The sequence below is a fragment of the Streptomyces sp. NPDC054834 genome (assembly GCF_053611185.1).
In genome coordinates, this window is sequence record NZ_JBSGZV010000022.1 from 117,280 (window position 1) to 140,030 (window position 22,751).

Consider the following 22,751-nt stretch of genomic DNA (forward strand, 5'->3'; position numbering starts at 1 on the left):
AGGGAATGGTCCCGTATGTCGTCGGGGCCTGGGGGCTCGGGGGGAACAATCGATGGGTGACGCACGTCTTCAGTGGCTCCAAGAGGCCGTTTCCACCTTCGGCGCCGAATGCAAACGGAACCTGACGGGCCCCGGTGACCGCGAGGCAGCCATCCGCGGCCCTCTGGAGCAACTGTTCCGCACCATGGCCGCGCACCACGCGATGGACGAGGTCAGCTGGCACCCGGAGACCCGCATCCCCCACCTGGGAGTGCGCCCCGACTACGCCGTCCGCGTCAAGGCGGACGTGACCGGTTACATCGAGGTGAAGCGGCCGGAGAAGCCCATCGACCCCGACTCCTTCACCGGTCACGACAAGAGGCAGTGGGAGCGCCTGCGCGACCTCCCCAACCTGCTCTACACCAACGGCACGCACTGGCGGGTCTTCCAGTACGGCGTACAGATCGGTGAGGAGGTCGTCCTGTCGGGCGCCCTGAAGAGCGCCGGAGAGAAGCTGACAGCCGGCAACCTCGCCGCCTTCGACGCGCTGGCCCAGGCCGTGCTCTGCTGGAAACCGCCGAAGATCCGGCGCGTCTCGGTACTCGTCCAGCACATCGCGCCGCTGTGCCGCCTGCTGCGGGAGGCCGTACGAGAACAGCTGCGGGCCGAAGCCGGACTCGACGCGGCCGACTCCACGGCCGAGCGCCCTTTTACCGGTCTCAGAAGCGACTGGCGCCGGCTCCTGTTCCCCACCGCCGACGACGCCACCTTCGCCGACGGCTACGCCCAGACCGTCACCTTCGCGCTGCTCCTCGCCCGAACGGAGCGCATCCAAGTCACCGGCAGCAGCTTCCACGAGATCGGCCGCCGCCTCAACGCCGGCCACGCCCTGATGGGCAAGGCCCTCCAACTCCTCACCGACAACGTCAACGAGCGGTTCGAGGTGACCTTGAACCTCCTCGCCCGTACCGTCGCGGCCGTCGAGTGGGACACCATCCGCCAGGGCAATCGGGACGCCTACCTCCACCTCTACGAGTCGTTCCTCTCCGTCTACGACGACAGCCTCCGCCAGCGCAGCGGTTCGTACTACACCCCGCACCAGGTGGTGGAGGAGATGGTCCGCCTCGCCGAAGAGGTGCTGCGCACCCGCCTGGGCAAGGCGCGCGGATACGGGGACGAGAGCGTGCACATCGTCGACCCCGCCATGGGCACCGGCACCTACCTGCACACCATCATCGAGCGGGTGGCCCGGCAGGCGGCCGAGCGACACGGCCAGGCCATGGCACCCGACGCGATCGGCCGGCTCGCCGAGCGTCTGTACGGCTTCGAGCTCCAGATGGGCCCGTTCGCCGTCGCCGAACTCCGCGCGGCCGACCTGCTGAAGAAGCACGGGGCCGAGCTCCCGCCGGGTGGCCTCAACCTCCACGTCACGGACACGCTCGACGACCCGTACGTCCAAGAGGAGCAGCTCGCCTCGACGTACGCGGCCCTGTCGGTGTCACGCGCCCGCGCCAACCACGTCAAGGCCAATGTCCCCGTCACCGTGGTCATTTCGAACCCGCCGTACGACGACAAGGCCGAGAACCGCGGCGGTTGGATCGAGAAGCGTGTGAAAGGCCAGGGCCGTCCTCCCCTGGACGACTTCCGTCATCCGGGCAACGGCCGTTACGAGCACGCGCTGAAGAACATGTACGTCTACTTCTGGCGCTGGGCCACCTGGAAGGTCTTCGACGCCCATGCGGACGACCGCCACGGCGTCGTCTGCTTCATCACCCCGTCCGCGTTCGCCACCGGGCCCGCCGGGCGGGGCATGCGCGACTATCTGCGCAGGACGTGCGACGAGGGGTGGGTCATCAACCTGTCGCCGGAGGGGCAGCGGTCGGACGTGGCCACCCGGGTGTTCCCGCACGTCGCCCAGCCGCTGTCGATCTGCGTCTTCGTACGGCGCGCGGATCACGACTCCCACGCGCCTGCGCGCATCCATTACCGGGCTCTGCATGGCCGGCGGGCGGAGAAGTTCGAGCAGCTTCGCGGGGTGCGGCTGGATGATGGGGGCTGGCGGGATGCGCACGTGCAGGGGGTGCGGCCTTTTACTCCGGCCACGTTGTCGGGGTGGGAGGACTATCCGGCGCTGGACGAGTTGTTCCCGTGGGGAAGCCTTGGCATCACAACGAACAGGTCCTGGGTGAACTCGCCGTACAAGTCGCTCCTTCAGCAGCGTTGGGCTCGTCTCCAGGCAGAGGAGGACCCTGAGGTCAAGGCGCTGCTGTTCAAGGAGACACGAGACCGCCAGCTCGACAGACGAGTGGGATGTCTGCCGGGATTTCCCCATCCCGACCGGACTATCGACGAAGAGGCCGGTAGCCGCCCACTGCTTGCGCGGATCGCCCGGCGCAGTTTCGACCGCCAGTGGCTCATCGCCGACAACCGGGCGCTCGACTTCCCACGGCCCGACCTATGGGATTCCTTGCAGCCTGGGCAGTTGTTCCTCAACCAGCAAAGCAGCCACGAAATCAACAGCGGCCCGGCGCTGGTGGCGACCGCACTGTTACCGGACACGCACCACTTCAATGGCCGAGGCGGAAGGGTGCATCCCATTCTCCATCCCGACGGAAGCGCCAACGTGCCCACAGGCCTGCTCCGGTACGTGGCCGCCGCCCTCGGCCGGGACCAGGTGACCGTGCACGACCTCGCCGCATACGCCGTGGCTGTCGCCGGTCACAGCGCCTTCACCGAGCACTTCACCGAGGAACTCCTCACCCCCGGCGTCCGGTTACCTCTCACCCGCGACCCGGAACTGTGGCGCGAGGCGGTCCGCCTCGGCCGCGAGTTCCTGTGGGCGGCGACCTACGGCGAGGTCGGCGCCCCACCCGATGTGCCAGCGTCCGGCCAGGACGGCGTCGGTTTCCCGTCGGGAGACCCACGACAGGTGCGGTATGCGACAGGAATCGGCTCCACCGTGCCCGACACGCTCAGCTACGACAAGGAGGCCAGCACCCTGCACGTGGGCCCGGGCACGTTCACGGGAGTCCCGCCCGAAGTCTGGAACTACGAAGTCGGTGGCATGCACGTCATCAAGAAGTGGTTCGGCTACCGGAAGGCCTCCCCCACCAGCAGAAAGACCAGCCCGCTGGACGAGATCCACGTGACGGCCTGGCCGAGCGAGTGGACGGAAGAGCTGATCGAGCTGCTGTCGGTGCTCCGGCGGCTGGTCGACCTCGCACCCTCGCAGCAGGCGCTCACCGCCAAGATCGTGAGTTCGCCGGTCATCACTGTCGCCGACCTCACGTCCGCAGGCGTTCTCCCTCCGCAGCCCGGGGCGACGCGCGCCCGGCGCCGTGTCGTCCTGGACTTCGGCCAGTGGGACGAATCATGAGAGGTCGGCGCCGCCCGCGTCACCCGTGCGAACGTAGGACTCCGCCTGCTCCAGGGTCCATGTCCCTTCCGCGAGCCGTTTCAGGGCGTGCCCAGCAGTACGGGGCGGCGCGCCCCGGGACACGGTGTCGGCGAAGGACGCCACCGCGCTCAGGCGAGCCGTCAGCTCGTCGCACTCCGCCTCGCGCAGGACCGCCGCGCCGAGTGGGGTGAGGCGGAGGGCGCCCTGGTCGCCGCCGCGCTGTTCGACCAGCCCGGACCACAACAGGGTCGGCAGGGCGTCCCGGACCTCGTCCGTGTCGAGGTCCCGGGCCGCGTAGGACTCCGGCGCCGTCTCGGGAGCCGGGAGGTCACACAGATCCATTTCCCGCAACAAGTGTTGCTGGAGCGGCGACAGCTGACCGCTGGGAACAAGCATGCCTCCAGTATTGCTTGCGGCTGCCGTCCCGGCGCCCCGACACCGAGGAGTTGATACGGCGATGCGGAACACTCAAAGCATGACGGCGGCCGAGGTGGACTTGATGCCCACCGGGACTCCCCTCCGTGACCGTGGCGAGGTGCTCGGGCAAGCGATCCCGTTCGACCGGGCTCGTTGGCTGCCTCTTCTACCCAGCGCCGACTGGTGGCCGCCGGAGCTCGACGACTGCCCGACGGTGGCCGGTCGGCGGAGAGTCGACCGCAACACGGTGTTCGGTGTCGCCTGCCGATCGGACACCGTCGAAGGCCGTCGGCACCTGCTGATCGCCGCCCTCGTCTGGGGCACGGGAACCAAGGCCCGGTCGGTCGCGCGCCGCGCAGACATCTTCGCGGCCGCCTCCGCCGGGGACATCGACGCGCGCTTGGAGGGTGGGTTGGGCGCGCTACGGGAGGAGGGCCCCGTCGCGGCGTACTACGCCTTCAACAACGACCAGCACATCAAGTTCCTGGGCCCGGCGTTCTTCACGAAGGTGATCTACTTCGCCGGTCACGAGCAGTGCGATGGAGCGTGGCGTCCGCTGATCCTGGACCGTTTCGTCGCCCTGGCACTGCGGGCCGCTGACACCGGCGAGAAGTGGCCCACAAGCGGATGGACGACGCCGTTGTACCGCCAGTACTTGTTCCTCGCCCACGAGCACGCGCAGAAAGCGGGTGTCCTCCCCGACCAGATCGAGGCCACGTTGTTCGCCCGCGGCAAGCAACTTGCATAACTTCCGTCATCTCATGTGGCTGATGCGGTGCACCGAGCTCAGTTGTACGGCTGGTCCTCGGAGTCGCACGGGGGAGACGTCGGCAGAGCACCCTCTTCCCAGAGCAGTTCGATCACGCCGATCGCGTCATCGTCCTGTGCGAGGTCGGTGTCGCCGTAGTTCAGGTCACCGGTCAGGTCGCCGCTCGACTTCTCGATCAAGAAGCGTTCGCGATACGCGTCGCGCGCCGAAACAGCGATTCGATCGATGAGCATGTAGCTCAGTCCTGCGCCGACAGCCATGCCGGCGACGGGCACGAACTGCCCGAGCTTCTTCTTCGTCAGGTGCTGCGTGAACTTCGCCGCGAAGGCCTGGGCGATCTTGGTGAGGACCTTCTCGTTCAACTTTGCCCAAGGAGCGTTCCTTACCAGCAACTGGGTGAGTTGAGACAGTTCGGCGTACGCGGCCGTCTTCGCCGACGTGCCCGTGGACATTCCGAGAGCAATCACTGACATCACGAAGAGTTCCTCTTCGGGATCGCTCGGGTAGTAGCCGTAGTAGAGAGCTGTGGCGGCGACCGTTCGAGTGGCAAGGGCGAACATCGCTGCAGTGTCAGCGACCATCGCCCCGGCCACGGTCCCGAGTCCGGGTGCGGCACCCGCGCCTGCGCCGGCGATTGTTCCGGCGCTGGCGAGCACCTCTCCGCCTGTCACGGCTGCGGCGGATCCAAGGCCAGTTGCCACTGCCGAGAGCGCGTGGCCGTACCGAACCAAGTTGTGTCTCGCGACCTCATCGACGACCCGCAGGTCGAGCTCACGGATCTCCTGCAACCCGGGTACGTCGTGTCCGGCACGTCGATACTGCTCAACAACACGTTTTTTGCTCACTGTGCGACTTGCGGTGCCTCCCACAGCCTTGCCGAGACCCTGTGCGGCTCCGCCGTAGGCGGCAACCACTTTGTCCGCGCCCGGGGCGCTCATCGCCTTCTGGCCGAGCGAAGCGAGCCGGTCCCGGGCCTGCTGCGGAATCAGGTTCCGCGCCTGCTTGTTGAGGGAAGCCTCCTTTCGCTTCTGGAGTCGGTCCCACTCCCGTTGTTCGTAAGCAGAGAGAGTCATGTCGTTCGCCTCGATATCAGAGTGCTTGGAAGCAGTCCCACGTGAATGCGGACATGAGTCTGGGCCGCTGGACGAGGAACTCCTTGTGGCTTCCCGCAGAAACCTCGGCCACATTCGCCGGGCCTGACGGAGAGTCGCGCAACTCCCGGCCAGTAAACGCTAGTTCAGTACCGAAGAGCCTGCCGGGGAGGAACATCATGAAGCAGACTACGCGTTCCGCGAAGTCCGTGAAGGGTTCGAGGGATATCTTGGAATTTGGGCCGGCGAAGGTGGTAAAGGCGCCATGCACTGGCAGCAGGTCCTGACCGAACTCAGAAGCCGGGGGCTGCGACCTCCATCCCCGCAGCCCGATCACCACATGCCGCTCATGCCAACTCCATGGCAGCCCCATTCAGTTCGGCCAGAAGAACGGCAGCGCTGGTGCTGAGGGCCTGCGCCTCCAACTACGAACGCACCGAATGGCCGATGCCACAGTTCCGCCCCAGGAGCCCCGTAAGGTCACGGGGTATGACCGACGAGCAGATACGAGTCGAGCAGACCCTGGACGCATGGGAACGGATCGAGTCCTGGCTGCGGGAGCATGCGCCAAGCTCCTATGCGACCCTCCCGCCTGCCGCTGAGCCTTCAGCCATCCAAGAGGCCGAGAACACCATGGGCCCCCTGCCGCCCGAGCTACGGGCCTTGTGGAAGATCCACGACGGCACCAGCCAGGGTCTTCTTTGCGGCTACGACCTGTTCTCCGTGGCGGAGTGCACGGCTTCCCGGTCGATGATGGAGATCGTCCTCGACGATCTGGCCGGAGAGAGACTGCCATGGGTCCAGGCCCTCGCGACGGACACCACCGACCCCTTCCCCAGGGACTTCCACTTCATCGATGTCCGCACGGGCCGTCTCGGCTGGTACTCACGGGAGAACATGTTCGTCCCCCCCGAAGAATCGGAGCAGACACTGTCCGACCGGCTTGCGAACGTCGCCGAGCGACTGGAAGCCGACGGAGGACGAGCGGTGTCGGACGGCCGGCTCACCTGGTGAAGCAGCCGGCCACCCACTGTGTGTGGGTGGCCGGCTGATCAGTGGTGTCCGGTCAGGACATGGAGCACTTCACCGTGTCCCTGCTCGGGTCGCACGACTCGAAGCCAGGAACGAGGACCCAGAACTTGTCCTGGTCCAGCATCCGGTACTTGCTGTTGAAGCCAGGAAGGGCCGCAGCCGATCCGGAGTTCATCCAGCCGGAGATCGCCGACCGACCGCACTCCTCGTTCCAGGTCGGAACGTGCTTGCGTTCATCGCTGTAGAACTTCCAGGCTCCGTCTCCGTTCGCGCCGAGCCGTGTCGCGTACGTCTGGAGACACTCGGCGCCGGATCCGACCGGGTTGGTGCCCTTCATGTTCGCGGGCATCCCACCGGACTGGTAGGTCGACGCGAACGCCATCTCGTCGCAGTTGATCTTGTCGTTCTTGCCTTCGACCAGGCCCTTGACAGCATCCGGGTGCGGGTCCCAGCCGGAGCTCGATCCGCAGATCACCTGACGGTTCTTGTCCGGGTCCCGCCCGTACTCGTTGCGGTCACCGGCCGTGCCGTTGGGAACCTTGTCCGGCAGGAACCGCAACGGATGGTCGAACGCCCCCCAGTGACTTGGCAGCTTGTTCTGATACAGCCACGCATGGGCGGCGGCTTCCGGGTACTTCTTGGAGTTGAAGACGTAGCCGGGCCTGTAGTCCGGGAAGACGCAGCCAGGCGTCGCGTACACCGAGTCGCAGCGGGCCTTGAGCGGGGCGAGACCGGCGTCCTCCTCCTCGAACGTGTGGGACTTGTCGACGGTCACCACCTTCGCCGTGTAGGACCAGGACATCTCCAACTGCTCGGAGTTGAGGGAGTCCTTCGTGTCGGCACCGGTGAACTGCGACACCCATTCCATGGGCATCGTGCCCGTGATCGAGTGGTCGTCCGGAGTGGGCTGCACCGCAGACGTCCACAGCGTAGGGCCGTCCCACGAGAACTTCTTGTCCTGCCTGCACCCGAGCTGTGGTCCGACACAGTAGGGGAAGACCTCGAACTCGACAGCGGAGACAGCTCCGTCGAAGGACTTCTTCTCGATCTTGACGCTTTGCGTCATCTTCCGCGACTTGGCGTCAAGCTGCACCTTGGCCCTGACGAGGAACACCGACTTGCTCCAGATTCCGTCGGTGTCCAGGGTGGTGAGCGTCACCTCTTCCGGGGCTACGCACGCCTCGGTACGCGTGAAGGTCCCGATCACGCCACTCTGGTCGGCGGGGCCGTCGAAGCACTGGTCGTAGGTCGCGGCGCGTAGAGCCCGGCTGGGCTGCGGCTTGTTCGGGTCTATCTTCGCCACGAGGTCCGTCCTGCGCTTCGTCTTCACGCAGTACGTCACATCACCGTCCTTGTGGCACGTCTCCAGGCCCTTGGCACTTCGTGAGGCCGCAGGATCCTGTGTCACGAGAGAGATCGGAATTGGCCCGTCCTGATGCGACGGCTGCTTCACCGACTCGTCCGGCGCGTCCAGAGTGATGTCCACCTTGGGGCCGGAACCAGAGGTTCCGTCGCCCGTGAACCTGACCGTGACCGGATCCGAACTCCCGCTGTCGTTGGCGGTGCGCACGTTCAATGTGTGGTCGCCGGACACCCTGGCCATGGAGCGCAGGCCGGTGTCGATCGTGACCGACGTCTGCCCGGCAGCGTCGACACGCTTCCAGGCCGCGCCGTCGAGCTGCCACTCGACCCACTTCGCCGTGTGCCCGGAAGGCAGGGTGACGGTGAACTGTCCGGGCTTGCCGTTGTTCACCACACTCTTCGGCTTCGCCGGCGTGGCCGGCTTCGGAACGCTGATCTTGAACGTCGAATAAGGAGACCAGTCGCTCTCGTACGTCTTGCTGGTGGCGTCGTACCCCGAGGAGCGGACCGCGTACGTCACACCGTTCTTCAGCTTCCCCGAGGGCACCTTCACCGACGTCGGCTGGCCCGTTGTGACCTCACCGGATACGAGGACGCCCCACTTGTTGTCGTCCGTGAGCTTCACGACCGTGCCGGTCGGCTTGCCACTGCTGTCGGTGGTGTGGACCTCGAACGTCGAGGTCGTCTTGTGCCCGCTGGGGGCAGTGACGGTGTTCTGTAGCGTCGGTGTGGTGCTGTCGGCCTGCCACACGCTGCCGGACTGCTTGAACGGCGGCCCCACTTCGGGACCGTTGGGCGTGTTCGGAGCAGCCGCAGCCGCAGCCCGTGCCTGGGGGCCGTGCACGGGCGGCGGTAAGTCGGAGGGAGCCGCGTAGCTGGCGGTGGCCGCGGCCCCGGATCCGAGGACGACCGCGAGGGCCGCGGCGATGGCTGTACGGCGTCTTCTTCTGCTGGGGAGGGTCAACCTATGACCTTCCTGTGAGACAACTGTTCGGTCTCACCACAACAGGTTCACGTCAAGCGAACTATGCCCAGGCTCACGGTTTACTCAGGCGCCTAAAGGAATCGGCCAACCGCCCCGAACAGGAGAGGAGTAGACCGATGAAGCCGGCCCCATCGGCACCCGAGCACATGGCATCTGCGCCAGGCTTCCGGTTCCACGGCTTTCATGGGGAAGCCTGCCAGGCGGGCGAGGATGGAAACGCCACCTCGCCCCACACGGTCTTCGTGTGGGCGTCCCGGCTTTCCCAGCCCCAGCGTTCGGTGTACGCCTCCACCAGCAGCAGTCCCCATCCCGATGGGGCGTCCGGCGCCTGCGAGGCGGTGGAAGCGGGCCGGGGGTGGCGCTCCGGGCGGGTGTCGGTCACCTCGATGCGGAGTGCGTACGGCAGGAGGAGCAGCGCGAGGCGGAAGTCGCGGCCGGGGAGGCTGCCGTGGCGGATCGCGTTGGCCGCGAGTTCGGCCGTTACGAGGGCGACGGTTCGGGCGGGGTCGGAGTCGTGCGGGAGGGCCGTCCACTCGGTGAACTGCTGGATGGCGAGTTGGCGGGCCAAGCGGGGCGCCGCGTCTGGTGCTGCTGAAGCGCAGGGCCAGGTGGTGGGTGGGGGTGGGAGTACGGGGCGGCTGCGTCCCGTCGGCGAGCTGATGCTGTGTCACGGTGTCAGGGTGAGTGGGCGAGGGGTCCGCTGACCAGGTACGACGGCCGTACGTCGGTCTCGTCGTACGGGGTGAGCGGCTGACAGTCATCTTGGCTGTACGGGGCCTGTACGGGCGTTGTACGGGATTTGCTCGTTCCCCTTTGCTACGGCCCGCGTTGAACATGGCCCAGTGGGTGGATGTGCAGCGGGGTGCGCTTCGGGACGGAAGGGCGTGGGCGTGTGAAGGCGGTACGGGACGGGCGGAGCGGGCGGGCGCTGAAGGCCAAGGAGAAGGCGCCGGATCTGCCTGGCGTGTGGTCGGCGTACGGTGTGCTGCTCCAGCATCTGCGGAAGCGGGCCGGGTTGAACCAGCAGCAGCTCAACGACGCTGGAGCAGGTCGCCTCGGTCGAGCAGGGGCGACGGCCGGCGAAGGCGGCGTTCACGGTGGCGGCGGAGCGGGTGCTGGGGGCGGGTGGAGTTCTGGAGGTTCTTCAGGATGAGGTGGATCGGGCTAAGTTGCCGAGGTTTTTCAGGAACGTAGCGCTCCTGGAGGCCGAAGCGCTGAGCAGGTTCTCGTACGATCCCCTGCTCATCCCTGGGCTACTGCAACCGAGACTTACGCACAGGCGCTCCTCGAAGCGCACTTTCCGCCTCTGGACGAGGAGGTCGTCGAGCAACGTGTGGCAGCGCGACTCGCGCGCCAGGCCCTGCTGTCCCGGAAGAACACGCCCGTGGTGTTCGTGTTCATCGTGGAGGAGGACGCGTTCCGGCGAACCGTGTGCAGCGATGCGGTCATGCGCGATCAGTTGGAGCACCTGCTGACATGCGCGCAGATGCGAAACGTCGAGCTTCAGGTCATGCCGACCTCCCGAGGGGCCCATAGTGGACTTAACGGGCCCATGGTGTTGCTGGAGTCGACGGACCGCAAGCGGCACGTCTACGTCGATGCTCAGGGTGTGGCGACCGTCAGGTCTGATCAGGACGAGGTCAGCGAGTTCTGGCTGCGGTATGGGATGCTGCGCACGCAGGCCCGCCCACTCACCCGGGAGCGATCCGCAAAAACGACCCACCGTCCGATGCCTTCGAGTCCCGTACATACACGGCGTGCAGGCCGGCGGCCACCTCCACGCAGTCGCCACCGTTCGTCCCGCTGTAGCTACTCTTGAACCAGTCCAGTTCAGCGGCCTGACGAGTGTGCTGGTCGGTGCTCATAGCAGCTGAGCGGCGACGGCGGCTGCCGAGGGGACGTCGAACCGCCCGTCCTCCTGCTGGTCGAAGAGGTACTCGAGAGTGGTGCCCTCGATCAGTTCCATCACCAGGCAACAGGTGTCGTCGGCGAGTGACGCGTCGAAGACGGTCGCTACGTTCGGGTGATGCAGGCGCGCGGCCGCCCGTGTCTCCCTGCCGAACCGGGTCAGGGCCGCGTCGCGCCCGCTCGCCACGGCCAGTAGCTCCGTGGCGACGGTCTTCACGGCCACGGGGCGGTCGAGGGGCAGATCGCGGCCTCGCCACACCTGTCCCATCACACCCCGGCCCAGAACCGACTCCAGCCGATAGCGGTCACTGAGCACCAATCCCGGCGCGAGACCCGGCATCTTTCTTGACCTCCACATTCCCCACACATCAAGGTGGAACGTGAACCCTGTGAACAAAGTCAATGAGCGTAGTAGCCTTCCCAGCAATGCGGCCGCTGGGACGCCGACCAGCCCAGCCGCCACATGACTCGGAGACTGATCGATGAGTACCACCGACGCCGTACCCGTCAGCCTGGCCGAGATCGCCCGGATCGCAGGTGTCGGGCGAGCCGCGGTGAGCAACTGGCGCCGCCGCCACGACTCCTTTCCCACCCGGATCGGGGGCACCGACGTCAGCCCGCAGTTCTCGCTGGCCGAGGTCGAGCAGTGGCTGCGGGACAACGGGAAGCTGAAGGACATCGGCGGCCGGGAGCTCCTCTGGCCGCGTTTCGAGGCGCTGGGCAGCAGGAACGAGTCCGGACTGGCCGTCGCCGAGGCAGCTCGCCGGATGCGTTCCGCCAAAGCACGGATCGCCCATCCCGAACTCTCCGCACAGGCCCGGGACCTGGTGGCCGAGGCGGCGAAACTGGGGCGGGCGGAGGGACCGCGCGAAACCTTCGAGTTCCTGTTGCAACGGTGGCTGGAAACCCATGTACGGCAGCTCAGCACCACACCGCCGCAACTCGCCGCGCTGATGGTCCGGATCGCCCTCGCCGTCCGGCTCGGCCCGGAGAAGGACGGACTCACCGTCTTCGATCCGGCGTGCGGTACGGGACACCTGGCCGCCGCGGCCGCGCAGGAGTACGACCGTCCGGGTCTGGAACTGCTCACCTGCGAACTGGACGCGGCGTTGGCCGCCCTGGCGTCCGCCCGGCTCGAGTTCGTCGCGGAGGACCGTGACATGCGTACCCGCGTCGCCACGGCCGACGCGCTGCGGGAGGACCCCTTCACCGGAGCGAGGGCCGACATCGCGCTCTGCAACCCGCCGTTCAACGAACGTGACTGGGGCTACGAGGAGCTCGCCACCGACCAGCGCTGGACCCATGGGCTGCCCCCACGGACCGAACCCGAACTGGCCTGGGTGCAGCACCTGCTCTCCCACCTGAAGCCCGGTGGGGCCGCCGTGGTCGTCCTTCCGCCGGCGGTCGCGTCGCGCAAGGCGGGCCGCCGTATCCGTGGTTCGCTGCTGCGCACCGGGGCGCTCCGGTCGGTGGTGTCCCTGCCTCCCGGCAGTGCCCAACCGCACAGTGTGTCCTTGCAGTTGTGGATCCTCCAGGCAGCGGCGGACGGCTCTGCCGCCGCTCCCCCGAGCCAGGACGCCCTGCTGGTGGATGCGACACGTTTCGCAAGGCCCGGATCGCGCGAGCCGAGCCCCGACTGGGCCGCTCTCGGGTCATTCGTCCTGACCGCGATGGCGACCCTCGAACACCCTGACCAGGACCCACCGGAGGGAGCGGTCCGAGTCCCGTTGCTGGACCTGCTGGACGACGAGGTGGACGTCACCCCGGGGCGCTACACCGCATCGACGACGGAACCCTCCCGCAAGGAACTCCTCGCCAAGTGGGACGAGTTCGGATCGCTGCTGGCCGACCTGGCCGATCACGCGCGTCACCTCTCCGTGCTCGACTTCGAGGCCGGTGCCCCGCAGACCACCGCGTCCGTGGGAGACCTGGTCAAAGCCGGCGCCCTGACACTGCGCGCCGGACAACAACCGCTGGAGACGGTGACACCGACTCGCGGGGCCACCGTGCCGCTCCTCACCGTCGCCGACCTCCTGCACGACGGCGCGCCCGGCGGACTGCTGCCCGTCGACTCGGCCCACGCCGTCGCCGAGGAGGGTGACGTCGTGGTCGCCGGAGTGATCCGGGCCTTCAAGGCGTGGGTCCACGAAGGACCGCCGGTGGCCCTGGGCCCTCAGCTCTTCGCCTTGCGGGTGAACCCCGAGAAGCTCGATGCCCACTTCCTCGCGGGCTGTCTGCGCGCACCGGCCAACGGCCGCCAGGCAGGCACCCACGCCTCCAGTTCGTCCCGGGTCGACATCCGGCGTCTCCAGGTACTGCAGTTTCCCTTGGAGAGGCAGACGGCGTACGCCGAGACGTTCCGTCGCCTCAGGGCCTTCGAAGCGCTCGTCACCAAGGCCGAGAGTTCCGGTAAGGGGTTGGTGAGCGACGTGAGTGACCGCCTTGCCGCGGGTGGGCTGGCCACCTGACCGTCACCGGGCGAACCGCTGCTGAGCGCGCGTCAACGGATGATCGGGTCCCAGCACTCGCGTCAGGTGGTCGAGGAAACCGGCACCGGCGGCCGTTGCCCCGGCCGTGTCGCCCGCCGCTTCCCGCCAGTCGATGAGGTTCCTCCACACAGTGAAACTCTGTGGATGGGTGTCGCCGAGCGCACGCAAGGTGGGTACGAGGAGCTCGGCGAAGAGCTTGGCGGCTCCCTTCGCGTCGCCAGCCCTCCCCCGCCACACCGCGGAGTCATGACAGGCCTGGAGGGCGTCCGGGTGCTCGTCGCCCAGATGACGCCGGGCCCCGGTGGCGAGACGGGCGAAATGATCAGCGGCTGCGCCGATCTGACGGCCCTCGCCGAGGCTGTGGCCACAGCGGTAGAGCACACCGTGAGCCCTCGGCTGGTAGAGCGCCCCTTCGGCATGGTCGTTCAGCACTTCGGTGTTGGCGCGCAGGGCCCGGGCCAGGTCGATATCGCGTTCGCGGTCGGGCCAGGCGTCCGCCAGGGCGTCCGCGGCGGTTCGTGCGAGCAGCCGGTACCGGTCCGGCGGGAGCGGTTCACGAACCGCCCTCTGGATGAGCTGGTGGACGCGGACGGCTCGGTGGAGGACCTCGGGCGTGTGGTCGATGAGACTGAGCTGGTGGAGGTTCCACAGCGCACACGTGACGTCGTCGAAGTCGACGGTTGTGGCGCGGTCCCGGCTGAGGAGGCCGAGGGCCGGCCCCCCGTCGAGAACCGGGCCGGGAATGCCGTTGGGGTCGAGCATCGCGGCCATCTGGAGGAGGGGCCGGGCGAGCCCTGGGGGGTTGAGCCTGTCCGCCAGATCGACCGACAAGGACCATGCGGCGGCAACCGTGTGTCGCTGTCCGTCCGGCAGGCCGCCGATGTCCGGCAGCACGTCGGGGAGGGCCAGCCTGCGGTCAGCCAGGCGCTGGCGGTACGCGGCGCAGTCCAGATGCTTGTTGACCATGTACGGCACGGCTTGGGCGAGCGCCAACGGAAGGTGTCCGAAGTCCTCCGCCAGCGCGCTGATCTGCCCCGCGCTGTCATGTCGCTGGTGAACGGACAGCTTGGTGCTGAGATAGGCGTGCGATTCCTCGGGGGTGAACAAGCCGACTTCGACGAATGCGCGGTCTTGCGTGAGGAAGGCGGCGTCGCGGTTGCGGGTCGTGACCAGGGTCCGGCCGCCGGGGACGTGCGGAGGCCAGAGATCATGGACGTCGGCGGGCTGGGTGACGTCGTCCAGTACGACCAACCAGCGCTTCCCATGGTCTTGGCCCAGCCAGGTCAGAAACACTTCGGCGGCTTGTCCCGGGCCCTGGTGATCGAGGTCGAGCACGCGGCGGGCCGCCTGGGCATAGGCGTCGACGATCGCTTCGGGGGTCGAGGCACTCAGCCAGACGAGCAGATCGATGTCTCCCGAATGCCACATGCGACGGGCGTACTGGGCGACCAACTGCGTCTTGCCCACCCCGCCGGCACCGACGAGGATCAGGCATCCTCTCGTGGCTGCCGGCCCCGCCGAGGCCGCAGCCACATGGCCTGCCAGGGCCCGGTCCAGGGCATCGGCCGCGTCGCGGTGCTGGAAGCAGTCCGCCTGGGGAGGGACGATCCCGATCTGATGCGGCCAGGAGACCAGGCGCGGACGCGCCAGGGTCTGCATCTGGATCAGCCCGATGTTTCGGGCGGCGATGCCGCCGTGCTGCGCGTGGACGGCGGTGCCTGACGTGGTGTCGGGGCGTGAAGGGGTGCCGGGTCTCGTCAGCCCCGGTCCGGGCCCGGCCTCGAAGGGGAACCCAGAACGACGTCTCCCATGCGGAGCGCGGCAACCGATCCGTGTTCCGCTTGAAGGTGCACGTCTCCGCCGACGGACACTCCGGCAGGATCGACGGCCGCCTTAGGACCGACGGGGACGTAGGTGGCGAGCAACGATCGCAGTTCGGTCGCGGCTTGCGCTCGAGCGGCCCCGTCCACGCTTTCCAGGAGGGCTTCGAAACGCGCCTGCCACAGGCCTTCCTCGCGCACCCGGTCGGCTCCGCCGGATGCTGCCGCGAGTGCGGCGGCGCTGCGCTCGAGACGCTCGATCTCGGCGCCCTCACGCTCTGCGCTGCCTCGGCCGAACCATCGAGCCACTGCGGCCCGGAAGCCACCCCAGGCATCCGTTCCGGCCGCCTGAACTACTGCGGCACCGCCCATCGCGGCCAAGGCCGTCAACGCCTGTTCCAGCATTCCCCGCCCTGTTGTCCACTCGTCCCGCCCGTTGCCCAGACCGTAGCGCACCAGTCGCCCACCCACGGGGAACTCGGCGCAATCAGTCGCGCATCGACGACCGCGCCGCAGCACCCCGCCGGCGTCGCCGCCTAGTTCCCGACGGCAACGGCACCGGTCCCCCACCGGATCCGCAGCGCGCAGAGCGACACGATCAGGGCCGAGGCGGCGACCGCGGACATGCCGAGGGTGAGGCTGCCGGCGCCCGCGATGAAGCCGATCAGGGCGGGGCCGGCCAGCAGGCCGGTGGTGCCCATCGCGGCGACCAGGGCCAGCGCGTCCGGGCCGTGCGCCGCCGCGGCGACGTACACGCAGGGGGTGATCGCCGCCGCCCCCAGGCCGACGCAGGCGAAACCGGCCAGTGTGGGCAGTACCCCGCCGGCCGCGAGGGCGAGGGCCAGGCCGAGGCCGGCGACGGCGCCGCCGACGCGGACGACCCGGGCGTCGCCCCAGCGGCTGCGCCAGCGGTCGGCGCACACGCGGGCCAGCAGCATCATGACCGAGACGACGGCGATGCCCAGCGGCGCGACGGCCGGTGAGGCCTTGACGACGTCCTTCAGGTAGAGCGCCGACCAGTCGTTCATGGCGCCTTCGGTGATGGTGCCGAAGGCCATGGCGCAGCCCATCCACAGCGTCATGCTGGACGGCAGGGTAAGTCCGGAGCGGCGTGTCCTCCGCTCTTGCGGCCGTTGCTCCGGCGGCCCGTCGGTCAGCAGCCGCGACCGTGCCCGGACGAGGAGCGCCAGGAGCAGGACGGCGGCCGCCGCGAAGTGGGCCGTGACGGCCGGTGTCACCGTGTTGACGCCGGAGGCCAGGAGTGCCGCGCCCAGCAGTCCGGCGCTGAACGTCGCGTGGAGCTGGGACATGGCGGTGCGGCCGTACTTGCTCTCCAGCGCGGCACCCTGTGCGTTCATGGCGACGTTCAGGCAGCCGACGGCGACGCCGTCGCAGCAGATGACCAGCAGCGCCGTCGGGTAGTTCGGCGCCACGGACAGGGCCAGGAGCAGCGCGACCAGGCACAGGGCGGAGCCGAGCGCCAGGCGCCGTGAGCCCAGTCGCCGGGTCAGGGACGCGACGAGCGGGAAGGAGGCGGCGGCGCCCGCGCCGCAGGCCATGAGCAGCAGCCCCAGTTCCTGCTCGGTCAGGTCCAGCCTGGTCTTCAGCGCCGGGAGCCGGGAGGCCCAGGTGGCGTACTGGAAGCCGAGGAAGCAGAACAGGGCCGCGATCGCCCACTTCTCGCGGCGGAATCCGTCGTGGGCGCGTGGCGTGTGCTTCAGCATCTGCATCGGCCCGGCTCCTCGCCGTCGTGCGGGCCGCTGGTACGCAGCCCGGTGGACATGTACACCGCGTCGCTGCCGTAGCCCGGCGGAAGTCCGGCCTCACGATGGGGCCGGTAGCCGTGGGCCTGCCAGTAGGTCTCCATGCCGCCGACCGCGACCAGCGAGATGTGCTCGAAGCCGCTCGCCCCGGCGGCGGTCGTCAGCCGGCGCAGCAGCAGGCTGCCCAGTCCGCGGCCCCGCAGGTCCTCGGCGACGACGAGGTCGTGCAGGTGGAGGTTACGGGAGTGGAAGACCGTGTCCTCGGGTCTGGTGAGGTCCGGGTAGCGGAACCTCGGGTAGGGCAGGGAGAGTACGTAGCCCGCGATCCGGCCGCCGAGCTCCAGGACGAAGCAGGTGTCCGGCGAGCTGCGGCCCCTGGACTCCAGGGCGTCCTGGCCCTCCGAGAGCGAGCAGTCCGCGTACGCGGCGGCTTCCAGGGCCGCCACGGCCGGCCAGTCGGCGCCGGCGACGGGGCGGATGCGTGCGACGTCGTGCGGAAGTGGGCGGAAGCCGTTGAAGTGCTGGGCCATGTAGCTGATGGCGTAGGCGCCGGCGGACAGGATCCAGACCGGGTCGCCGGAGGCCAGGTCCCCGGGCACGCGCACCCGGTGGTGCCCGGCTCCGTAGGTGTCGTCGCTGTCGCAGGTGGGGCCCGCGACGACGGCGTGGACGTACTCCGCCCCGTTCCGGCCCGCGTGGCCGGGGAAGACCAGCCGGTAGCCCAACTGGTCCATCTCGTAGAGCCCGTTGAACTTCCCCACGCTCAGGTACAGCCAGTGCTCGGCGGCTCCGTCCGGTCGCCGGCGTGCGGTCATCCGGTACACGTGGGCCCGGACTGCGCCGTGGTCCGCCACCAGGTGACGGCCGGGCTCCATGACGAGGTCGAGCGGGCCGGAGCCGGCCTCCCGCAGTCGCTCCATGCCTTCGCGGATGACGGTGAACATCTTGTCCAGCGGGGGTTCGAGCCTGTGGCCCCAGCGGTCGAGGTAGCCGAGCGCGGGCAGGCCGCCGCCGAGGTTGACGTGGTCCGGCACGATCTCCCGCCGGCGCAGCGCCACGAGCACCTCGGCGAGGGTGTCGAAGGCGTCCTGCCAGGCCTCGACCGTCATCTGCTGGGAGCCGACGTGCACGGACAGCCCCGCCGGGGTGAGCCCGGCCGCCCGAGCCGCCGTCAGCACCCGCACCGCGTCGTCCGGTGAGCAGCCGAACTTGCGGCTCAGCCCCCACAGGGCCCCCTCCCCGCTGGTGGCGAGGCGGCAGAACACCCGGGCGCCCGGCGCGTGTGCGGCGATCGCGGCCACGTCCTGCACGCTGTCGGTGGCGAAGGTCCGGACACCGAGCCGGTGGGCCTCGGCGATCCCCGCGTCGGACTTGACGGTGTTGCCGTAGTGGATACGGTCCGCGGGTACGCCCGTCCGCAACGCCTGCGCGATCTCGGCCGGGCTCGCCGCGTCGAAGCCGGCACCCCGGTCGGCGAGGCAGGTCAGCACCTCGTCGACGGGGCACGCCTTGACGGCGAAGCGGACGGCCGCGCCGGGCAACTCCCGTACGAGAGCGTCGTACTGGGCCTCGATCCCGAGCAGGTCGAAGACGACGGTGTCCCCGGAGGCGGCGGCCAGCGCGGCGGCCAGCGGCGCGGACATGTCCCCGCTCACCGGTCCGCGCCCCCGACTCCGGTCTCCCGGCCCGCCTCCCCGAGTCCGGTCACCCGTGCCGCGTCCACCAGCGCGGGCCAGGCCTCGATCAGCAGCGCGAAGTCCTCGATGTCCCGCCGGGCCTCGTCCAGCAGTCGTTCGCGGCGCGCCGCCAGCAGGTCGGCGAAGGCCGCGTATCTGCCGCCCAGTTTGCGGTACGCGTTGTCGATACGGTCCAGCCGCCACACGTTCTCGGACCGGTCCAGGCGGGTGCTCTCCCGCAGGAAGCCCACGACGGCGTCGGCCCGGACGCGGTGCCGGTCGTCGAGGAGGGCGGCGCCCGCTTCCGCCATCCGGTCGTAGACGTGGTGGAAGTAGAGCATCGACAGCAGGAACTTCACGAACCGCGTCTGATAGGCGAGGAAGCCGGAGTCGGTGCGCCGTTCCGGGGTGTGGAAGTTCTCGATGTGGCGGTTGTGCAGCACTCCGGGCAGCGTGGCGTCGTGGACCAGGTGGAGGAGGAAGTAGTCGCTGCCGATGGTGTCGGTGGCCGGCGGCAGCGGCACCCGCTCGTACACCTCGTGGTGGAGGGCGATGTTGCACATGTCCACCCGCATGGGGTCGACGAGGGTCAGTGTCGAGTGGTCCCCGGTGAACGGGGCGGTGCCGGCGCCCTTGAAGGACTCCGCGACCAGGTCCCGCTTGCGCTCCTCGGACCAGCCACCGGGCGCCCAGAGGCTCACGACTTCCTGGTAGAGGTCCTCGTCCAGGCGCTGTATCTCGGCGATGTCCACGGAGAGTTCGCCGATGAAGGAGGCGCCGGCCAGTGACACCGGGCGGTCGGCGTGCGCGGGGTCGAGGTCCGTTTCCGACACGCCCGCCGCGGCCCGTGCGGCGGGCATGCCGAGCGACGGCAGTTCGTGGTGCACGGGGAACACCGGCTCGCCGTCCGCCGACTGGTAGGCGCTGTCGGAGTCCCGGCGGTGCACCGACCGGCAGCCGAGCGCACTCGCGATCAGGAAGGCCCGGTTGGTGCAGGCGCCGTAGGAGACACCGGACGGGAGCATGAGGCCGAGCATCCGGTCCGGATCGGCGAAACCGCTCCCGTGGATCACGTCCCGCAGGAAGTCCCGCTGGCGGGCCTCGTCGAGGTGATGGACGGTCAGTCCCGCCACCGGGGGCAGTGCGGCCAGGACGCGGGCGTGCTCGGACCAGGTCCGCTCGTCGCAGGAGTCGAGGACCAGCAGATGCACCTCGGCGTCAAAGTGGCGGGCCGCGTGGGCCGCCTCCTCGGCGACGGCGGCCAGGGTCGGGGCGCAGGCGCGGTTGGTGGGAAGGGCGAGGCAGATCCGGTGCGTGCCGGTCCCCGGGCTCACCGCTCGTCCCCCTGTCCGCGCCAGGAGTCCAGCCCCAGGAGCCTGCGGCCCAGGCCGTCGAGGACGGCGGGGCCGTAGCGGAGGGCCTCGGGCTCGCGGGCGTCGCCGAGCAGGGTCGCGTTCCAGTCGGGGGTGCTGAGGGTGCGCCAGGACTCGACGCGGGAGGCGCGCAGGTCCGTGTGCTCCTCCAGCGCGGGCATCATCGACAGGTACTGGACGGCTCTGACACCGTTGTCGGAGAGGTTCGGTGCCACGCCGTGCGCCAGCAGCCCGTTGAAGATCAGCAGGTCGCCGGCCTGGAGGTCGGGCCGTACGACGGGGAACTCCGAGCGGTCGATCGCGGGCCGGATCGGATCGCGGCCGGCGGGCTGGGCGATGCGCCATTCGTCGAATTGCCGGAACAGTTCGGGCGCGCACTGGAAGCCGCCGAGTTCGGGGCGGGTGTCGGTGAGTGCGATGATGCCCTGGACGCGCTGCGGGAGCACACCGAGGGTGGTGTCGACGTCCCAGTGCAGCTCGATGTCGAAGCCCTCGTCGGTGGGTTCGATCAGGGAGCGCGAACGCGTGCCCCGGTTGGGCGGGTTGAGGTTGAGCCGGTCCAGCGTGACCCACAGCTCTTCGCAGTCCCATACGTCGGCGAAGGCGCCGTGGACCCGCTCGGTCTGGCGGCTGTCCCACAGGAGCTGGTGGTGGTAGGCCTCGACGAAGCCGTAGACGTGCAGGTCGCGGTCGAGGTCCGAGCGGAACTCCCGCTCCTCGTACCAGGTTTCGGGGCGGTCGGGGTCGAGTCCCTGGAACTCCCAGGCGAATTCCAGCAGACTCTTGGCGGCGCCCGGCGAGATGGCGTCCCGGACGACGACGTAGCCGTACGTCTGCCAGAAGGCGAGGTCCGCCTCGGACAGCACGCGCGGCGGCCGTGACTTCTCGATGTCTCTCAGGGGCGTCTGTGCGAGGTACGTCTCGCCGTCCGCGCTGAAATAGGGGCGGTCCGATGCCGCTCGGAAGAGGTGGAGGTGGCGGTCAGGCGTCGGCATGCGGCGACTCCGGGTTGATCGAACTGACGTGCCCCCACCTTGGACTAGACCACTTCGTGATTCAACGGATCATGGCCGAATTGCCGCCAAGTGCCTGTCAAATGCCGGTCGTTGAACAAAAGTGAGCGCCGGCGGGCACGAGGCCCGGCCGGCGCTCTTCGGTACCGCGTCGTCAGCCCGTGACGACGCGCTCCGCCGCCGCCACGGCGCAGACACGGGCGGCGCCGTGTGTGGCGATGTGCAGGACGCCGCGCGGCGGTGCCTGCGGTACGCCCATCTCGACCACGACGGTGTCCGGGCGGGCGGCGAGGAGGACGTCCAGGGCCGCGCGCATCCAGTCGTGCCGGTGCTCGTCGCGGACCACGGCGACGATCCGGCGGCCGCCCGACGCCTCGAGGGCGGCGCCGCCCGCGTCGGCCCCGGTGAAGGAGCCGGTCGTGGTGCCGGGCAGCGTGCGCTCCAGCTCGGCGCCGATGCCCCAGGGGGTCTCGTCCCCCACGGCGATGTTGGCGGCCGGGTTGAAGGTGGCGACGTACACCGGCTCGGTCACCGGTGCGGCGGCGCCCGAGCGGGTCACGGTCAGCGCGCGACGCGCCGCGACCAGGCCGATCTCCGGGGCGGGTTCGGCCGCGGCCTGAGGATCACGCCGCGCCTGGGCGGTCCAGCGCGCCAGCTGCCGTACCCGGGCGGCGGCGTCGGCCAGGCGCTCCTCGGGCAGTTCACCGGAGCGGACGGCGGCGACCAGCGAGTCCCGCAGCCCCAGCACCGTGCCCTCGTCGCACAGTCCGCCGCCGACGCAGATCGCGTCGGCGCCCGCCGCGATCGCCAGGACGACGCCGTGCTCCAGGCCGTACGTCCCCGAGATGGCCCGCATCTCCATGCCGTCGGTGACGATCAGCCCCTCGTAGCCGAGCTCGCCGCGCAGCAGCTCGGTGAGGATGCGGCGGGAGAGGGTGCCGGGGTGCTGCGGGTCCAGGGCGGGGACGAGGATGTGCGCGCTCATGACGGCGCGGGTGCCGGCCTCGATGGCCGCGCGGAACGGCACCAGTTCACGCTCGTACAGGGTGTCCGCGTCGACGTCGATGCGCGGCACCGCGTGGTGCGAGTCGACGTTGGTGTCGCCGTGGCCCGGGAAGTGCTTGGTGCAGGCGGCGACACCGGTGGACTGGAGGCCCTGGACGTAGGCGGCGGTGTGCCGGGCGACCAGGTCGGTGCCGGCGCCGAAGGAGCGTACGCCGATGACCGGGTTGTCGGGGTTGGCGTTGACGTCGGCGGACGGCGCCCAGTTGAAGTTGACACCGCACGCGGCCAGTCGGCGGCCCAGCTCGCGGGCGACACCGCGGGTGAGGTCCGGGTCGTCGACGGCGCCGAGGGCGTGGTTGCCGGGGAAGGAGGAACCGGTGCGGACCTCGAGGCGGGTGACGTCGCCGCTCTCCTCGTCTATGGCCACCAGCAGGTCGTCCCGCTCCGCCCGCAACCGGGCGGTGAGGCCGGTGACCTGTTCCTGACTGGCGACGTTGCGGCCGAACAGGGCGACGGAGGCCAGCCCTTCGCCGAGTCGGCGGCGCACCCAGTCCGGCGCGGTGGTGCCGGCGAAGCCCGGCTGCAACACGGCGAGCGCGTCGCGGGACAGGGTGTCACCCGCGGCGGAGCCGCTGTCGAACGCGGTGGTGGCGCGTGTGGTCATCGGGCGTG

At 69.3% G+C, this 22,751-nt stretch carries 17 protein-coding genes and 1 pseudogene; 5 read left to right on the forward strand and 13 right to left on the reverse strand.

What is annotated here, in order from left to right:
* Positions 1-52: 52 nt before the first annotated feature.
* On the forward strand, positions 53-3,355 hold the full coding sequence (locus tag ACWGJM_RS27360) for a type ISP restriction/modification enzyme (RefSeq protein ID WP_453414367.1): 3,303 nt from the start codon (positions 53-55) through the stop codon (positions 3,353-3,355).
* Here the strand turns inward: ACWGJM_RS27360 and ACWGJM_RS27365 are convergent.
* Entirely contained in the window at positions 3,350-3,718 is a 369-nt protein-coding gene (locus ACWGJM_RS27365; RefSeq protein WP_453414368.1) for a hypothetical protein, read from the reverse strand. The genes ACWGJM_RS27360 and ACWGJM_RS27365 overlap by 6 nt on opposite strands.
* A 115-nt stretch (positions 3,719-3,833) precedes the next feature.
* Here ACWGJM_RS27365 and ACWGJM_RS27370 point away from each other — a divergent pair, with 115 nt between their 5' ends.
* Entirely contained in the window at positions 3,834-4,541 is a 708-nt protein-coding gene (locus ACWGJM_RS27370) for an 8-oxoguanine DNA glycosylase OGG fold protein (RefSeq protein ID WP_453414369.1), read from the forward strand.
* Positions 4,542-4,579: 38 nt separating this feature from the next.
* Here the strand turns inward: ACWGJM_RS27370 and ACWGJM_RS27375 are convergent, their stop codons facing one another.
* Positions 4,580-5,635 (reverse strand): EcsC family protein, encoded by a 1,056-nt coding sequence (locus ACWGJM_RS27375; protein WP_453414370.1) that lies wholly within the window; start codon positions 5,633-5,635, stop codon positions 4,580-4,582.
* 507 nt (positions 5,636-6,142) lie between these two features.
* Here ACWGJM_RS27375 and ACWGJM_RS27380 point away from each other — a divergent pair.
* A complete protein-coding gene (locus tag ACWGJM_RS27380; protein ID WP_453414371.1) occupies positions 6,143-6,667 on the forward strand; it encodes a hypothetical protein in 525 nt (174 codons plus the stop codon).
* Between the two features lie 52 nt (positions 6,668-6,719).
* On the opposite strand, the gene ACWGJM_RS27385 is transcribed toward ACWGJM_RS27380, so the two are convergent.
* Positions 6,720-8,828, reverse strand: coding sequence for a hypothetical protein (locus ACWGJM_RS27385; protein ID WP_453414372.1), 2,109 nt, complete (start codon positions 8,826-8,828; stop codon positions 6,720-6,722).
* A gap of 385 nt (positions 8,829-9,213) precedes the next feature.
* A complete protein-coding gene (locus ACWGJM_RS27390) occupies positions 9,214-9,600 on the reverse strand; it encodes an ATP-binding protein (protein WP_453414373.1) in 387 nt (128 codons plus the stop codon).
* A gap of 282 nt (positions 9,601-9,882) precedes the next feature.
* On the opposite strand from ACWGJM_RS27390, the pseudogene ACWGJM_RS27395 reads away from it, so the two are divergent.
* A pseudogene (locus tag ACWGJM_RS27395) lies at positions 9,883-10,746 on the forward strand (DUF5753 domain-containing protein); the annotation flags it as partial.
* Here the strand turns inward: ACWGJM_RS27395 and ACWGJM_RS27400 are convergent.
* Complete coding sequence (locus ACWGJM_RS27400; protein WP_453414374.1) at positions 10,724-10,897, reverse strand: DUF397 domain-containing protein; 174 nt, start codon at positions 10,895-10,897, stop codon at positions 10,724-10,726. The pseudogene ACWGJM_RS27395 and the gene ACWGJM_RS27400 overlap by 23 nt on opposite strands.
* Positions 10,894-11,280, reverse strand: a complete 387-nt coding sequence (locus ACWGJM_RS27405) for a protein kinase domain-containing protein (protein WP_453414375.1) — start codon at positions 11,278-11,280, stop codon at positions 10,894-10,896. Before ACWGJM_RS27405 ends, ACWGJM_RS27400 begins: the two co-directional genes overlap by 4 nt.
* 142 nt (positions 11,281-11,422) lie before the next feature.
* On the opposite strand from ACWGJM_RS27405, the gene ACWGJM_RS27410 reads away from it, so the two are divergent.
* A complete protein-coding gene (locus ACWGJM_RS27410) occupies positions 11,423-13,408 on the forward strand; it encodes an N-6 DNA methylase (protein ID WP_453414376.1) in 1,986 nt (661 codons plus the stop codon).
* Positions 13,409-13,411: 3 nt separating this feature from the next.
* On the opposite strand, the gene ACWGJM_RS27415 is transcribed toward ACWGJM_RS27410, so the two are convergent.
* The 7 genes from ACWGJM_RS27415 to ACWGJM_RS27445 all read right to left on the reverse strand — a co-directional run bounded on the left by ACWGJM_RS27415 (position 13,412) and on the right by ACWGJM_RS27445 (position 22,743).
* Positions 13,412-15,088, reverse strand: coding sequence for an NB-ARC domain-containing protein (locus ACWGJM_RS27415; protein ID WP_453414377.1), 1,677 nt, complete (start codon positions 15,086-15,088; stop codon positions 13,412-13,414).
* Between the two features lie 98 nt (positions 15,089-15,186).
* Complete coding sequence (locus tag ACWGJM_RS27420; protein ID WP_453414378.1) at positions 15,187-15,654, reverse strand: hypothetical protein; 468 nt, start codon at positions 15,652-15,654, stop codon at positions 15,187-15,189.
* Between the two features lie 131 nt (positions 15,655-15,785).
* The gene (locus ACWGJM_RS27425; protein ID WP_453414393.1) at positions 15,786-16,973 is read right to left on the reverse strand and encodes an MFS transporter; all 1,188 of its coding nucleotides are present in this window, start codon (positions 16,971-16,973) and stop codon (positions 15,786-15,788) included.
* Positions 16,967-18,655, reverse strand: coding sequence for a type III PLP-dependent enzyme (locus ACWGJM_RS27430; protein ID WP_453414379.1), 1,689 nt, complete (start codon positions 18,653-18,655; stop codon positions 16,967-16,969). Before ACWGJM_RS27430 ends, ACWGJM_RS27425 begins: the two co-directional genes overlap by 7 nt.
* A gap of 8 nt (positions 18,656-18,663) precedes the next feature.
* The gene (locus ACWGJM_RS27435) at positions 18,664-20,022 is read right to left on the reverse strand and encodes a DUF6271 family protein (RefSeq protein ID WP_453414380.1); all 1,359 of its coding nucleotides are present in this window, start codon (positions 20,020-20,022) and stop codon (positions 18,664-18,666) included.
* Positions 20,019-21,056: a phytanoyl-CoA dioxygenase family protein gene (locus ACWGJM_RS27440; RefSeq protein ID WP_453414381.1), complete on the reverse strand. Its 1,038-nt coding sequence runs from the start codon at positions 21,054-21,056 to the stop codon at positions 20,019-20,021. The genes ACWGJM_RS27435 and ACWGJM_RS27440 overlap by 4 nt, the downstream gene beginning before the upstream one ends.
* Before the next feature lie 172 nt (positions 21,057-21,228).
* A complete protein-coding gene (locus tag ACWGJM_RS27445; RefSeq protein ID WP_453414382.1) occupies positions 21,229-22,743 on the reverse strand; it encodes a glycoside hydrolase family 3 protein in 1,515 nt (504 codons plus the stop codon).
* Positions 22,744-22,751 lie beyond the last annotated feature (8 nt).